Source organism: Nocardiopsis sp. LDBS0036, from assembly GCF_041228755.1.
In the GTDB taxonomy this organism is placed as follows: domain Bacteria; phylum Actinomycetota; class Actinomycetes; order Streptosporangiales; family Streptosporangiaceae; genus Nocardiopsis; species Nocardiopsis dassonvillei.
Map to the genome: position 1 here is coordinate 5,704,923 of NZ_CP141103.1, position 15,168 is coordinate 5,720,090.

Below are 15,168 nucleotides of genomic sequence, written 5' to 3' on the forward strand. Positions count from 1 at the left end.
AGGCGCGGGGCCGCCGCACACGACGCCGGCCGGGACGGAAGGGGTTCCGTCCCGGCCGGCGTCGCCTGCTCTCCGGAGGGTCGTGCCCTCCGGCGGGCTCAGAAGTGCTCGGCGAGCGGGCCCAGCACCGGGAGCCACTCCCTGACGTCCACCTCGGAGACGAGCCCCTGGACGCGGAAGGGGTCCTTCTCGGTCAGCGCGAGGACCTCCTCGCGGGAGTCGGCGCGAAAGAGCAGGAGGGCGCCGGGCGCGTCCTCGGCGCCGAAGGGGCCCGAGCAGAGGTTGGCGTCCTGCGCGGCCAGGTACTCGCGGTGCGCGGGGCGGTGCTCGTCGCGCGCCGCGGCGCTGTCGGGGGCGTAGGTGTAGGTGACGGCGAAGATCGCCATGGTTTCCCTCCCAGGGTGTGTGACGGCTGGTGCCGCGATCGCCGTCACTGTGCCACAGGCGCAGGTGGGAGGGTGCGGCCGGGTCGGGCGCCCCTGCCGTCACGGGGATGCCCTCGGGACTGGCCCGAGGGGCCTACCGCGGTTCGGGGGCGGCTCAGGGGCCCTCGGTGACGCGGGACAGGGCGTGGGCCCACACCCCCTGGACGGTGACCGCTCCCAGCCAGACGGCCGCCGCGAGCACGGCCACGGTCACCGCGCCCGCGAGCGCGTACGTCACCACGGCCACGGTCCGGCGCGTGCTCCGGTGCCCGGCTCCCCGGTAGGTCATCGGCTCTCCTCCGCGTACTCGGGGCGGTCCGGCCCGGTCCGCTCCGGCCGCGCGTGCCGGGGACTGCGGCCCGCGGGGCGCGGCCCCCGCGACGCCCCGCGATCCCCCGCCGCCTCCTGCACGCCCGTTCCCCTTGGTGCTCCGGGTTCCTCCCGCGACGCGGCGAGCATCGCGGTGAAAGCGTCGTGCTCCCCGGCCAGCGTCCACCGCAGGAGGGCGTTCAGGCTGGGGTCGGCCCTCCCCTCCCGGTCGGTGACGGCCGAGGTCAGGAACACCCGCGCCTCCCCGAAGTCGGCCTCGGCGTCCCGCAGCAGGTTCCCCAGTCCCAGGGTCCGTTCCGCCCACACGCGCTGGTCGGTCTCCCCGGGCGCGATGGCCGTGCCCCGCACCAGGTCGCCGCGCGTGACCACCACCGCGAGGCGGGCCTGGCGCAGTCCCCGCCCGCCCCGGCGCCGGGCCAGCATCCGGTACTGTCGCCGGATCTCGTCGCGCACCGCCCCGTAGGCCAGTTCCGGATCGCGGGTGTGCGACCGGTCCCCGGCCAGCCGGGCCCTCTCCCGCGTGGTCAGCGAACGCCACACCGACTCGATCCCCAACGGGTCCACCGCCAGCACGAACGTCGTCGCCCGGCCCAGGTAGGCCAGCTCCTCGACGGTCGCCGACCGGTTGAACCGCTCGCCCGCCGCGTCGAACAGCTGCATGAGCAGGGTCCTGCCGCTCGCGCCCACCCGCACCGTCAGCCCCCGCACCTCGCGGCCCGGGGGAGTGGGCGCGGTCCGGGACCCGGCCGCGAGCACCCGCTCGCCCTCCCGAAGCCGCCGCACCGTCTCCTCGCCCACCGGCTCCACGTACGCCTCCGGCGCCCGGCGCGCGGCCTGGGCCAGCGCCAGGTTCATAGCGGTCACCAGCCGCGTCTTGCCCGCGCCCGTGCCCCCGAACAGCGGCAGCACGAACTCCCTGGCCTCGCCCGGACGGTGCTCCAGCCCCCGGTCGCAGTGCGGACACCGCGCCTCCAGGTCGGCCGAACCCAGCAGGAGCAGCGTGGGCAGGCGCGCTCCGCACAGGCACTCCCGCCGCCACAGCCCCCGCCCGCCGGGGCGTATGGCGCCGTGCCGCCGACCGCAGCGCGCGCACAGGTAGGCCGGGTAACCCAGCCGCAGGAAGCACCCCGGGCACACCATGCGGATCCGGCGCACCAGCAGCAGTCCCGAGTCCGCGAGCCGCAGCGCTCCGACGGCGGTCCACGCCGCGGCCAGATAGAGGCCCACCACCAGGGCGTGGGCCAGGAACTGCGGCAGCAGGAACACGCTCCAGGGCGCCGCGGCCCCCCAGTTGTGCGCCACCACCGCGCGCAGGTCCCACCAGGCCGGACCGCCGTGGTAGGCCAGGTGCGCGGGGTCGTCGCGGGTGCCGGGCAGCGGCTCGTCCGGGTGGTCGCCCGCCCACATCACCTCGCGCACACGGCGCAGGTAGGAGAGCACCAGCACGCACCACCCGGCGAGGAGGGCGGCACCTCCCCCGAGCACCACGGCGCTCACCAGTCCCGCGAGCAGCCACCACCGCAGCAGGTAGACGACCACCAGGCCCAGGCCCGCAGCGGCGGCGACCAGGAGCGCCACCCCCATCTGTGCGCCGCCGTCGTCGCGCCGCGACCGCGCCGCACGCCCCGCGGACGCCGCCCGCCTGAGCGCCGACCACCCCGTGAGCGCGCTCCGCCCTCCGGAGGCCGCCCGCCTCGGCGCAGACCGCCCCGCGGACGCCGCCCCCCTCATGACCGCCGCTCGCCCGACCGCGAACCCAGTCCCAGGAACCCGCGCCCGCGCGGTTCGCGCGAGCGCTGCGCCCACTCGTCGAAACCGGCCGCGGACTCGCGCGGCAGCTGTCTGCGCATCCTCGCCAGGTGGCGCCGCCGCCACCCGCCCACGGCCGGTGCGAGCACCGACGCGTCCAGGTGCCCGGCCCGCCGGTGCCCAGCCAGGATCCGGTGCCTCGTCGCCCGGTAGACCAGGGCTGCCGTGGCCGTGTCCGGACGGTCGTCGGCCAGCCGGGCCGACACCGCCTCGCCGTAGGCCTCGAACACCTGCGCCGGGCAGTCCCGCAGGGCCTCGGCCAGCAGCGAGCACTGACACCATCCCAACAGCACGCGCACCACCAGCCGCCAGGCCACCTCCTCCACCGCCGGATGGGCTCCCCGCACGGCCGCGTACACGGCGGCGAGCCGGTCGTGCGCACGGTCCTCCCCGGCCGCGCGCAGTGCGACCAGGGACGGGCGGACCTCCGACCACTCCACGACGACCCGTCGGCCGGAATCGGGAAGCCGGGTCCGCAACCAGTGCCGGGACACCTCGTCCACCAGCTCACGCCACGTCCGCTCCTGGCCCGCCCCGGGGGGCGCCGCCATCGCCTCGGCCACCCAGCCGCCCACCCCCGGCGCCACCAGGACCCCGGGACGCAGCACCCTCAGGACCAGCAGGGCGGCCCGCGGCCCGTGCCCGGGACCCCACACGTCGGTGAGCAGATCCTCGTCCAGGTCGTGCGCGGCGAGCCCGGCGGCGCCCGCCGCCCGGCCCTCCCTGCGTACGGACACCAGGTACGACAGCAGCCCCGGAAGGTCGTTGCGGGGGTCGGTGGCCAGCAGCCTCAGTTCGCGCAGCAGGGCGCTGGACCCGTCGCGGTCGTTGGCGAACAGGGCGCCCACCGGCCCGGCCGCGAGGGCCGCCAACCTCTCGCGGGGCAGCGCGGCCAGGCGCGAGGCCGCGCCCCTGCGCACCCCGGGGTGGGCGGCGACCAGGGCGCGCGCCTCCGGGGAGGGCAGGTGCGAGGCGGCCAGCAGCGGGGCGAGCACCCCGCCGCCGTACCGCTCCATGCTCTCCTCGGAGGGGAGCAGACCACCGGCCCGGGCCCAGCGCAGCAGCACCACCGCCCGGTCGGGGGCGAGTTCGCCGCACTCGCCCCCCAGCAGGGCGGCGACCCGTTCCCGCGCCGCGCCGCGCACCGACTCCGTGCGCATCGGTGTCACCGCGGGGGCGCCCCCGCCCGCGGCGATGTCGTCCAGGGAGCGGCGGACCATCACGTGTTCGAGCCGCTCGGTGGTCCCGTCCGCGCCGCCCAGCCGGTGCGCCACCCGCTGCAACCCGGCCAGGTCGGCCGGGTCGAGGACTCCCGACGACGGCTCCGTGAGCAGGGCGGAGCCCCCGGACGCTCCGTCGCGGTTCCTTCCGGACAGCCGGCCCTGCCCCCCGCCGGGCACCTCGTTCCGGTCACCGACGGGCGCCCCGCCGCGGCTTCCCGCGGGCGTTCCGCCCGCACCGCCGGCGAACGCCCGGTCCAGCACGCCGCCGACCGGCCCGCGAGCGGCCCCGCCCGGGGACCGGCCGGACCCCGCGCCCACCAGGTTCCGGTCCGGCCCCCGGTCGCCGGCCTCCATCCCCACGCGGCCCTCCTCCGACGCCGCGGCGTCGGCGTCCAGGATCCGGTGGACCAGCGCCGCCGCGTCCTCGGGGGCGAGCCACTCGACCGCCTCGGACAGCCACTCGCGCACCTCCCGCAGGTCCTCGCGCGCGGGAGCGTCCGCGTCCAGCAGGGACGCCGCGGCCAGCACCGGGAGCCAGTCCGCCAGCGCGCCCTCGCGGCCCGAGGCGTACGGCCGCGCCCGGTGCCACAACACGGCCGCCCGGCGCGTGCCCAGCCGGACCAGGCGATCGGCCACGGCGCGTGCACGGGGGTCGGGTTCGGGGAGCGCGTCCGGCGGGTCCTCCTCCGGGTCGTACACCGTGAACCTGTCGCGCCACAGCGCGGTGTCGGAGTCGGGCGCGACGCCGACGACCTGCACGAGCGCCTCGTCGGGGTCGCCGCAGTAGGTCGCGAACGACAGCAGCCGCGCCCGCCGCGGCGGAAGCAGGTGGCTCAGGGCCGCCACCCAGTGCGCCACGGACGTGCTGTCGGCCACCAGCACCAGCGGGCGGGAGTCGTCCACGGCGTCGTCGACGGCGAGCAGCAGCCGAGCCACCACCTCCGCCGAGCGGCCCCGCACCCACGCGTCGGTGCGCGGGCGGTCCAGCGGGCCGGGGCCGATCTCCGGCTCCGACAGCTCCGGCAGCTCGGACAGGCCGGGGTCGCCGACCGGCTCCTCCGCCCAGAAGTCGGCCTCCCACAGCTCCGCGGGCAGCGGGCCGGACTCCCCGGGCCCCGCGGCCACCAGGCTGTGCGCGAAGTAGTTGCCCGGCCTCCCGGACGGGTCGTCGCCGCTGGAGACCACGCGGCTCACCACCGGCACCCCGCCCACGTCGGGGGAGTAGCACAGGTTGACCGGATGCTCGTCGACGCGCTCGCGGGACCGCGGCGGCTCGTACACGGTGAACCGCTCGACCTCCCTGAGCACCCGGGGGTCCACCCCGGGGGTCGCCGCGTTGAACTGGTACCCGGCGTAACCGGACAGGCCGTGCTCGCACGAGGTGTAGTACAGCTGCGCGAAGCCCATCGGCGCACCCCTTCGGTCTGGTCGTCGCGGGGGGTCTGGTTCTGGGTCGGTGGTGGTTCACGGGGGCCCGGACACCCCGGCCCGGCGGGTCCGCCGGGCCGGGCTCAGGACCAGGACGCCTCGCGCGAGGGGATGACCCCGAACTCGCTGAGCATCCACAGGAACGGGTCGGCGACCCGGTAGGGGCGCACCCCGCCGCGCACGCGGTTGCCCGCGTCGGGGACGCCGCCCAGGGCCGACACCCCGAAGTAGCGGGCGTTGCGGTAGTGGTTGCGCACGTGGCCGTCCACCCCGCCGCCGTCCCACCGGTGCAGCAGCTGCTGGATCTGGGCGTGCACGTCCTGGCTGTCGGACTCGTCGAAGAACGGCGCGGTGGGCTGCGGCCGGTGCAGGGGCGAGCCCTCGTCCAGTTCGCCGTGCAGCGCGTCGATCTTGGTCAGGCACACCGCCATGGGCACCTGGATCAGCCTGTTGACGGCTCCGGGGCGGCTCATCAGCAGGTCGGTGACGCGTCCCAGCATGTCCAGCGGTCGGCTCCGCGCCCTGTCCGGGGCGGGCGGTCGCCCGCCCGCTGCGGCCAGCTGCCGGGTGCCCTCCATCCGGAGCGGATCCAGCAGGAGGATGATCCCGTCGGCGCTGTTGAGGTAGCGCAGGTTCGCCTCCACGCTCGCCTCGGAGGTCAGGTCCTCCCCGGCGGTGTCGAAGAACGACAGCAGCGTGTGCTGCGGCCGCCTGCCGCCCAACCCCCGGCGCTGGGTGGTGAACCGGAACACCAGCGGTTCGCGGGTGACCCCGGTGCGCCGGGTGGCGCCGAGCAGCCGCGCCTCCTCGTAGAGCGGGGTCTCGTAGTCGGCGTGGAACCGGTGCCGGGTCTGGTCGTCCGAACCCCCCACCGACGCGTCGAACCGGGAGCCCACACGGTTCATCAGCTCGTGGATGAGCACCGTCATGAACACCGTCTTGCCCGCGTCGCGCGCCCCGACCAGGGCGATCATCCGGCTGCGGATCCGTCCGAAGTTCACGGGGAGCTGGGCGTGGCAGGTGGCGCACACCTGTCTGCCGGTGGTCGACGCGCACTCCGGGCACACCGCCCGGGCACTGCGCCCGTCGGCCTCGAAGACCGGCGGCAGCCGTTCGCGCCGCCCCAGGTGGGCGCGGATCGCGGCGTCCTCCACCGGCGCGCACACCCGCCCGTCCGGCCCCGGGCGCCCCGTGCACCGGAAGCGGATGCGGCGCTCGGCGAACCGCGAGTAGCAGTAGGGGCACACCAGGAGGCGGCCCTCGACGGGGATCAGCGAGCGCACGGCGTCCAGGCTCCTCAGCACCTCAACTCCCTCACCGGGGGCTGGCGCAGCCGCACCCCCGTCCCGTCGTCGTCCGCCGGGAAGCACATCAGCCAGCCCTGGCCGGTGCCCCGCGGAGGCCGTACGCGCACCGAGACCCACTCGCCCGCCGACAGGTACTGGGCGGGCAGGACCGCCAGCACCGTCCCCTGGTCGGCGGTGTGCGGCTGGACGGGGCCGTCGGCGTACACCACGACCACCTCGGGCATGGTGCAGTCCTCCTCCGCGACCAGGTGCACCACCCGGTCCCGGCGCAGCAGGCCCGCCGACTCCACGCGGTAGTCGAGCACGGCCCGGCCGGGAACGGTGACGGTCGCGGCGGAGCTCACCGCCTCCCCGCCCTCGAAGGGGACGACGGCGCGCACGTCCACCCGCACCGACTCGGGGCCCATGAGCGTCTCGAAGCCCCCGTCGGAGGAGTACTGGCGGCGGGTGCAGCGCAGTTGGCCGCCGGTCCAGGTCTCCGTGCCGCGCTCCTCGGGGCGCCAGGAGATGATCGCCGCGCAGGCGTCCTCGGGCCAGGTCCACCCGAGCCGGACCGAGGTGTCGAACCGTTCCGCGCGCAGCCCCTCCACGGGCGGGGCCGCGGTCACCCGCACGGAGACGCCCACGACCGCCTGGTCGCCCGCCACCGTCACCGCCAGGACGTGGTTGGTGCCCGACTCCAGGGTGAACGCCACCCGCTCCCGTTCCTCCCGAGGGGCCTGTGCCTGGTGCGCGCCCTGTTCCTCGGCCGCGCTCATGCGGTTTTCCGGTACCGCCGTGGCGGCCGACCCGCGGTTCCACGGGGCCGCTCCGGCCGCTGGCGTCCCGGGAACCCGCTGAGTACCAGCGTGGGCGGTCGGCCCGCGGTTCCCGGTTGTTCCGGGGGTTCCCGGCACACCGGTGGGCGCCGTCGTTCCGGGGGCGTGGTGTGTGACGCCGGTGGTCGCCGCTGGCCCGGGGTTTCCGGTTGTCCCTGTTCCGAGGCCCCCCGGTGTGCTGGTGACCGTTTCCGCGTCAGGAGCCCCCGCGGTGTCAGGAGCCGCTGACGCCCCGTGGTTCCCAGTTGCCTCGGGAGCCCCGGCCTTCGCATGTCCTCCGTGCGTGCCGCCGGGCGCGTCCGGGCCTCCCGCCACCCGGTCGCCGGGAACCCCCGGACCTTCCGGTCTCCCGGGTCCGGAGTGCGTGGCCGTACCGCCGTGCCCGGCCCCGTGGGACGCCGCGTCCGTGAGCAGGCCCTTAGCGGCGCGGCCCTCGGCGCGGTCGTGGAGGGCGACGCCCTGCGGGGGCACCACCGGCCCGCCCCCCGGCCGGTCGCCCGCGGCCGCGCGGTGCGACGGCGGGTTCGCCGTGCGGGTCCCGTCGTCGTGGAGGTCGGCGCCGGTCCGCCCCGCGGAGCCGAACACGCGGGCGCCCTCGCCCTCCCCGCCCGCGGGCGGGGAGGGCAGCACCACGCGCGGCAGGTCGGCGCCGTCGGCCGCGGGCACCGCCTGGGCGTTCACGGAGCGCTCGCGCCCGTCGCGGGCGTCCGCCCCGGTGCGCGCGGGAGTGCCGAGGGCACCGTCCCCCACCCCGGTGGCCGCCGGTGCCGGGGACTCCGCGGCGGGGGAGAGCCTGGCGTGCCTTCCGACACTGCGGATGCGCTCACCGGGCCCCTCGGCGGGGGCGGGAGCACGGTCCCCCGCGGTACCTCCGGGCGCCGCGGAACCGCTGGAGGGCGCGTGCGGTGTGCGGGCGTCCTGGCCGGGAACGGTCCGGGTCCGCCCCGGGGGCCGCTCAACGGGGGCCAGGATCCGGACCCCCTCTCCCCCCTCGTCCGCGAAGCCTCCGCGTCGGGCACCCGTGCCGTGGTCGGCGTCCCGGCTCCGGGCGGGGCTCCCCTCGCCCGGACCCAGGACGCGGATGCCCTCGGTCCCCCCGTGCCCGTCCTCCTCGGAGGGCGCTGTGCTCGGGTGGCCCGCGGCGTGGAACGCCCCCTCAGAGGAGCGGATCCCGCCCTCCTCCGAGGGCACTGTGTTCGGCTGGTCCGTTACGTGGGACGCGCCCTCACGGGGGCTGGCCCCTGTCTCCTCGGATGGCATGGTGCGCGGGTGGCCCGTGTCGCGGAACGCGCCCTCACGGGGACGGGCCCTGCCCCCCTCGGGCGCCGCGGCGCCGGCGCGCGGCGCGTGCGGGGCGCGGGCGTCCTGGACGGGGGCGGTGCGGGTGTGGCCCGTGCTTCTCTCCCCGGGCCCGAGTACGCGCACGCCCTCCCTCTCCTCGCCGGGCGTCCCCCCGCGCCCGGGGTCCGCGTGGCCGTTCGCCGACCCCGGGGGCGGCCCCGAGGCACGGCCCGCGCCCGCGCGAACACCCGTTCCGCTGCTCCTGTCGGCTCCCCTGCCCTCAGAGGACCCCTCGTCGTCGGCCACCGGGGTCTGGGCCACCTCACGGCCGTAGGACTCCAGGTCGTCGGGGCCGAGCACCGTGCCCAGAGGCCACTCGGGCGGCTCCTCCCCGACCCGCAGCACGACCCTCCCCCGGGAGGGCCGTGTCCACGAGGCCCGGAAGTCCGCGCCGCCGTCCGGCACCACGGACAGGTCCCGCACCGCTTCCGGGCACGGACCCGGGCTGGCCCGGCGCACGAGCCCCGCCGACCCCCGCGCGTGCCCGTTCGAGGTCACGTAGACCGCGCGGATCCGGTAGTGGTACTCCACGTCCATCTCGACGTCGGTGTCGCAGAACCCCGACCCGTCCGTCTCCACGCGCACGCCGTCGCCCGCGCCGCGCGGCGGCGCCCCCACACCGCGCAGCACCTCCACGCGCACCGCCTCCGCCGGGGCCTGCCAGGAGCCGGACACCGACCGCTCCCCGGCGCGCACCCGCAGCGAGGAGACCTCCGGCGCGATCATCACCGGCGCGGACGACGCCTCCTCCGACACCCCGAGGCCGTCGCGCACCGCCACCACCGCGTAGCGCGCCTCAGCTCCCACGGGTGCTCCGGTGTCGGTGACCTCGTTTCCCGACGACTCGCCCACCAGCGCCTCGCGGGCGCTCCCGTCCCGTCCGGTGCGCCGCGTCACCCGGTAGGTGACCGACTCGTCCGGAGCGGGGCCGGGCTGCCAGGAGACCACCACGTTCCGGCCGTCGACCCGGGCCTCCACACCGCGCGGCGGCGGCGTCGCCACCTCGCCGAGCCGGGCGGCGAGCGCCTCGTCGTCGGCCGCGGCGTCCGCCGCCGCGGCCAGGGCCCGGGCGGCCTCCTCCCGGTCGCCCGCGCGCAGCGCCCGCTCCGCCTGCGCGGTCAGCTCCTCCACCTGCTGCATCCGCGCGCGCAGGCGCTCGTGCAGGTCGTGGTCCTCGGGCAGGTCCTCGGCGGCCTCCTGCGCCTGGCGCAGCCGGTTGTCCGCGAGCAGGTCGTGCACGTCGCGCTCCGCCCGTGCGGGCGCGTCGGCGCCGGAGGCGGACCGCCGCACGGCCGCGGACAGCAGCAGCGCCTCCTCCTCGGCCAGCCCCCGGCTGACCCAGTGCCGGGCCAGCCCGGACTCGTTCAGGGACTCCGGGCGCTCCCGCAGGTCGCCGACGATCTCCCCCAGCACGAGGGCGTCGGCCCGGTCGCCCTCGGCGCGCAGGATCTCCAGCACGTTCTCGGCCGCCGCCCTGCCCTCGGACTCCGGTTCCAGCCGTACGCGCTGGACCGCCTCGTCGAGGGCGGCCTTGTCCAGGGCGGTGCCGTCGTGGAGCCGGAAGCCGTCCAGCACGGTGAACCCCTCGGCCAGGCGCTGCTCCCCGAAGACCTCCATGGGGGAGAAGGGCACGCCCCGGGCGCGCAGGTGTCCGCGCAGGGCGCGCAGGGTGTCCTCGGACGGGGCGTCGTCCAGTTCGGGAAGCCGGTCCACGACGCGCACGTCGTGTTCGAGCAGGACGCGCTCGGCGTCGGCCTCGGTGACGCCCACCGGCGCGATCATCGACCGGAGGGTGTCGCGGTCCAGGAGGGAGGTGGTCAGACCCCCGGCGATCTCGGACCACGCGCTCAGGACCCGTCGGGCCTCGTCGGCGCGGACCTGCCGGAAGTGGGCGTGCGTGAGCGCGCCCTCGCCCTCCAGCCGCTCGTGCTCGGCGATGAGCTCGTCCAGCACCTCCCTCAGGGAGCGGCGGCTGCTCCGGAGCGCGCGCCAGTGGGCGCACACCTCGTTGACGTGCTCGGTGAACGCGGCCGGATCGGCGCACAGCCGCAGCTCCAGGCGGGGTTCGACACCGTAGCGCGTGAACAGGTCCGCGGGCAGCCCGTGGGCGCGCGCGGCCACCAGCACCTCGTCCTCGTAGCGTGTGCGTTCCTGTGCGTCCCAGGGCATCGTGCGATCCCGCTCCCCTCGTGTGGTCGTGGTCGTACGGTCCGGTGAGGGGGGTGGGCGGCGGGCCCCGGAGGCGGTGCCGGTCAGTTCACGCGGCTCCTCTGGGGCCGGAGGCGGTGATCGCTACCGCCCCGCCGGTCCCGGTCGCTTCGTGTCCCTGCATCGGCTCCGCCTTTCACGGCCGGGGATTTCCCGTGTTCTCCCTGTGCGGCCGTTTCGGGTCACGAGCATACCCCTCATGCGTGCGTTGACGGGGAGAACACGGGCCTTTTGGTTTCGCGCGTGTCCGTGGGTGTTCTCCGTGCGCGCAGAACCGGCTTGAACTGCTCATACTGCGACATCGGCCAAGAAAAACACCCCTTTTCTCGTTTCATGAGAAAAGGGGTATTTCATGCGGGGAAAGGCGCCATCGCGGGATATTCCGCGCCGCTTCGCGCTTTTTCCGCGCTGCCCGCGCGGGGCGCGCTCAGGACTCCAGCGCCTCGTCCATTCTCGCGGCCAGGTCATCGGTGAGCAGGTCGATGTAGGTGCTGGTGATGTGCCCGGAGTCGCGGTAGACCATCACGTTGCCGATCACCGCCGGGCACCCGCCGTCCACGCAGAACCGGTCGGTGAGGTCGACCCAGTGCACCTCGCCCCCGGACTCGCGGGCCGCGATCTCCTGCGGGTCGGCGTCCTGGAGCGCGTCCCGCTCGGACCGCTCGCACGGTGAGGGGTCCTCCAGGTTGGCCGCCACGCACTCCACCACGTCCCGGCGGGCGCGCGGGGTGTCGCGCAGCGCCACGACCTCGCCGCTGACCCGCGCCACCTCCTCCCACAGACGACCCATGCCCTCGGCCACCACGACCAGGTCCTCCTCCGGGGTGGTCTCCTCGGCGGGGTCGCTGGCGGTGGAGGAGCTGGTGAACACCAGGTCCGGCCGCAGCTCCTCCAGTTCGCCGATCACCGCGCGGTTCCAGTCGCTGCACGCCGTGTACGGGCCGCCGTCGGGGCCCTTCATCACCGTGTCGGTGAAGGCGCACGAGGACTTGGTGTACAGGTGCAGCCGCCAGCCCCGCTCCTCGGCCATCCCCTCCAGCGCGGTGACCCACTGGGCGCTGTGCGAGTCCCCGAGCACGGCCACGTCCTGGGTGGCGTCCTCGGGGCCGTACACGCACGGGTCGGAGGGGTCGGTCTCGGAGTGCGAGGCCTGGCAGTCGTCGTCGTACAGCGTGGGCACGTCGTCCTCCGCGTTGACGGGGGAGGGGTAGAGCGGCCCCGCGTCGGCGGTCTGGCCGAGGGCGGCGGGACCGGTGTGCACCGCCGGGTCGAAGGTCACCGACCGCTCCTGGTCGGCCCGCACGTACACCGCGCCGCTCACCGCGGCCACCGTCACCACGCCCGCCGTGGCCACGGCCAGGGCGGAGCGGCCGCGGCGGACCAGGCCACGGTCGCGCACGGGGTCCTCCACCCACACCTTGGTCGCCCACGCCAGCAGCACGGCCGCGGCCGCGACCGCCAGGGCCTCCACCGCGCCCAGGCTCTCCCGCCCCAGCAGCACCAGGGCGAAGACGATCAGCGGCCAGTGCCACAGGTACAGCGAGTACGACACGTCGCCGATCCACCGGGCGGGCGCGGTGCTCAGCAGCCGGGACGCCGACAGCCTCACGGGGGAGTCCTCGGCGGCGATCACCGCCGCGCTGCCCAGGACCGGCAGGACCGCCGCCCAGCCGGGGAAGGGCGTGGCGTCGTCATAGGCCACCGCGGAACCGGCGATGGCGACCAGGCCGAGCCAGCCCAGGGGCGCGCGCCAGCGCTGGGGCAGGCCGCCGTGCGCCAGCCCGATCGCGAGCAGGCCGCCGACGGCCAGCTCCCAGGCGCGGGTCGTCGGCAGGAAGTACGCCGAGGCCGCCTCCCGCGAGGTCAGAAGCACCGAGCAGGCCAGGGACAGCACCAGCACCGCGCCCAGCAGGACGGTGAGGGTCCCGGCGGAGGCCCGCCAGCGTCGCCGGGCCAGGGACCACACCACGAACAGGAGCGGCCACACCAGGTAGAACTGCTCCTCCACCGACAGCGACCAGAAGTGCTGGACGGGGCTGGGCGGGTCGTCCGCGGCCAGGTAGTCCACCGCCTGCCGGGCCAGGTAGAGGTTCTCCACGTAGGCGGCCGACGCCACCAGCTGCCAGGCGGTGTCCACCAGGCGGGTGACGGGCAGCAGGAAGAGCGCGACCGCGCCGGTGACCAGGAGCACGGTCGTCGCGGCGGGCAGGAGGCGCCGGATGCGGCGCACGTAGAAGCCGCCGATCGACACCTTGCCGTGCTCGGTGGCCTCGCGGTACAGCAGCGACGTGATGAGGAAGCCGGAGATCACGAAGAACACGTCGACGCCGACGTAACCGCCCGGTAGCAGGGCGGGGTTGAGGTGGTAGACGAGGACCAGGAGGACGGCGACGGCGCGCAGACCCTGGACCTCGGGCCGGAAACGGCGTCCGGTCCGGGCGGGTGCTGAGAACATGGGCTGGCTCCGAGAGCGGGCTCGGCGACGAGGGTGGGTCCGGGGGGTGAGTCGCGGGGGATGATCGCATTCTGTGCCGTTTCGAAGACCCGAGGCGACCCCGGAGCCGACACGGTGGCAGGTGTTCGTCCAACAGGGGTGCGGACGACACGTTCCCTTGGTCGGGTGTTCGCCTGGCGGGTTCGGGAACCGTCGGCGGGGCGGTGGTTTTCCGGGGGCTCGCGGGGCCCTGGTCTCCGGTGGTGTGAGCGCCTCGTAGGCGTGCCGGGAGGGTGCGTCGGGGGGGCTCACACGGGGTGTCGTGGCCCGTGGTTTCCGCTGGTGCGGCGCGTCCCGCCGGGGTGCCGGGGAACGCTCGCAAGGGCGGGGCTCACGGGACGCGTGGGACGCGTGGGAACGTGCGGCTCGGGGCCCGGATCACGGGGCCCGTCCGGTGGATGTGACGTGCTCGTAAGGCGTGTGCACCGGTTCGTGACGCGTCCGCTCCGGATCTGGGGCAGACTGTCGGATGTCGCCGGAAGGGATCGCGCCGGTTCGCCCAGGACCGTGCCGCGCCGCGGAGCCCCGTTCTCCCGAGCGGGTCCGTCCGGTGCGACCGCGCCGCGAGAGGAGGCACACCGTCACCCCCGTCACCCCCCTGACCCGCGCGCACCTCGTGGCGGCCGCCACGGTCGTGGTCGTGGTGCCCTGTGTCCTGTACCCCCTGATCGGCCTGTGGACCCTGCTGTGGATCCCGGCCGTGCTGGTGCTGGGCGCCCTCGTCCCCCACCTCGGTGACGCCGCGGCCGCCGTGGCGGCTCCGGACGCCGCCGACGCCTCTTCCGCTTCCGCGCAGGCCCACGGCGGACAGGACGGAACGCTCCGCGCCTTCGGTGAACGCGGCGGCACCCGGATCCGCCCGGTCGCGCTGCCCAGCGCCGCGCGGGACTACGACCTGGTGTTCTCCGCCGTGGTCCACTGGCGGTGGGAGGGCCACGTGGACCTGAGCCTGCGCAACCCGGTCGCCCCCGCCGTCCTGGCGGTGGTGACCCGCGCGTCCGGGCTGACCCGCGGCGTCCGACCCGGCGACCACGGGACGGCCGAGTGCGAGCTGGCCGCCCGGCTCGCGGTGGAGACGGCGGTCACCGGAGCCGGGGTCGTGGTGTGGGCGGAGGAGGTGAGCCTGCGCCTGCCGGAGGAGGACGCCGAACGGCTGCGCCGCATGGCCGCCCTCCGCAAGGACCGCGAGCTGCGCGAGGCCGTCCGCGACGCCGAGGAGGAGCTGGAGGACCTCCCGCCCTCCCGGGTCGGCCAGGCGCCTCCCCCGCATCTGACCGCCTCGCCCTCCCCGCGCCCGAAGGTCCCCTCGGCGCCGGCCGTGGACGGGGGCCTCGACGCCTTCGGCGGTCCCGACCCGCTGGACGACCCGCTCGACCTCGGTGGGGACGACGGGCCCGAGCCGTCCCCGGGCCCGGGCAGCGACGTCGACGAAGAGGGGTACGAGAGCTACTGGTGGCCCGCCGAGGAAGGCCCCGAGTCGGCTGAACGCGACGTGCAGGTGGCCATCCTGCGCGGGCTGGCCGACTCCTTCGAGGACGCCGGGGAACGCGCGAAGTTCGTCCATGAACAGGTGATCGTCCTGGAGCGGGGCGGCTTCAGCGAGCTGGCGCTGCGCATCCGCGAGGAGTACCCCGAGCCGGACGGGCGGGAGGCGCCGGACACCGAGGAGCCCCGGTGAACGCCGGGGGCCCCGATCACCCGGATCGGAGCCCCCGTGCGGGACTCTGGCGGACGGTGCCGACCGCCGCCGAGGCTCCCGCCGCCGGCGTCCCGGTCACCGGACCT

8 protein-coding genes are annotated in these 15,168 nt (G+C 76.1%); 1 reads left to right on the forward strand and 7 read right to left on the reverse strand.

The genetic code is table 11. The features are described 5' to 3' along the window. Nucleotides 1-98 precede the first annotated feature (98 nt). The 7 genes from UIS43_RS24390 to UIS43_RS24420 form a co-directional block, all read right to left on the reverse strand. Nucleotides 99-386: a YciI family protein gene (locus UIS43_RS24390; protein WP_071621469.1), complete on the reverse strand. Its 288-nt coding sequence runs from the start codon at nt 384-386 to the stop codon at nt 99-101. 154 nt (nt 387-540) lie between these two features. After that, nucleotides 541-714, reverse strand: a complete 174-nt coding sequence (locus UIS43_RS24395) for a hypothetical protein (protein WP_156910826.1) — start codon at nt 712-714, stop codon at nt 541-543. Beyond that, nucleotides 711-2,339, reverse strand: coding sequence for a hypothetical protein (locus UIS43_RS24400; protein ID WP_232238622.1), 1,629 nt, complete (start codon nt 2,337-2,339; stop codon nt 711-713). The genes UIS43_RS24395 and UIS43_RS24400 overlap by 4 nt, the downstream gene beginning before the upstream one ends. Before the next feature lie 143 nt (nt 2,340-2,482). Next, a complete protein-coding gene (locus tag UIS43_RS24405) occupies nt 2,483-5,194 on the reverse strand; it encodes a GTPase-associated protein 1-related protein (RefSeq protein WP_358168592.1) in 2,712 nt (903 codons plus the stop codon). 104 nt (nt 5,195-5,298) lie between these two features. After that, nucleotides 5,299-6,519, reverse strand: a complete 1,221-nt coding sequence (locus UIS43_RS24410; RefSeq protein WP_198048829.1) for a hypothetical protein — start codon at nt 6,517-6,519, stop codon at nt 5,299-5,301. Beyond that, entirely contained in the window at nt 6,513-10,850 is a 4,338-nt protein-coding gene (locus tag UIS43_RS24415; protein ID WP_370011823.1) for a hypothetical protein, read from the reverse strand. Before UIS43_RS24415 ends, UIS43_RS24410 begins: the two co-directional genes overlap by 7 nt. A gap of 466 nt (nt 10,851-11,316) precedes the next feature. After that, a complete protein-coding gene (locus UIS43_RS24420; RefSeq protein ID WP_013151598.1) occupies nt 11,317-13,344 on the reverse strand; it encodes an acyltransferase family protein in 2,028 nt (675 codons plus the stop codon). A 589-nt stretch (nt 13,345-13,933) separates the two neighbouring features. Here UIS43_RS24420 and UIS43_RS24425 point away from each other — a divergent pair. Beyond that, a complete protein-coding gene (locus tag UIS43_RS24425) occupies nt 13,934-15,061 on the forward strand; it encodes a hypothetical protein (protein ID WP_083555206.1) in 1,128 nt (375 codons plus the stop codon). Nucleotides 15,062-15,168: the final 107 nt, after the last annotated feature.

What these genes read in the sequence shown, in the direction of transcription:
- UIS43_RS24390 (WP_071621469.1), bottom strand. Translation starts at nt 386, where the DNA reads ATGGCGATCTTCGCCGTCACCTACACCTACGCCCCCGACAGCGCCGCG.
- UIS43_RS24395 (WP_156910826.1), bottom strand. Translation starts at nt 714, where the DNA reads ATGACCTACCGGGGAGCCGGGCACCGGAGCACGCGCCGGACCGTGGCC.
- UIS43_RS24400 (WP_232238622.1), bottom strand. Translation starts at nt 2,339, where the DNA reads ATGGGGGTGGCGCTCCTGGTCGCCGCCGCTGCGGGCCTGGGCCTGGTG.
- UIS43_RS24405 (WP_358168592.1), bottom strand. Translation starts at nt 5,194, where the DNA reads ATGGGCTTCGCGCAGCTGTACTACACCTCGTGCGAGCACGGCCTGTCC.
- UIS43_RS24415 (WP_370011823.1), bottom strand. Translation starts at nt 10,850, where the DNA reads ATGCCCTGGGACGCACAGGAACGCACACGCTACGAGGACGAGGTGCTG.
- UIS43_RS24420 (WP_013151598.1), bottom strand. Translation starts at nt 13,344, where the DNA reads ATGTTCTCAGCACCCGCCCGGACCGGACGCCGTTTCCGGCCCGAGGTC.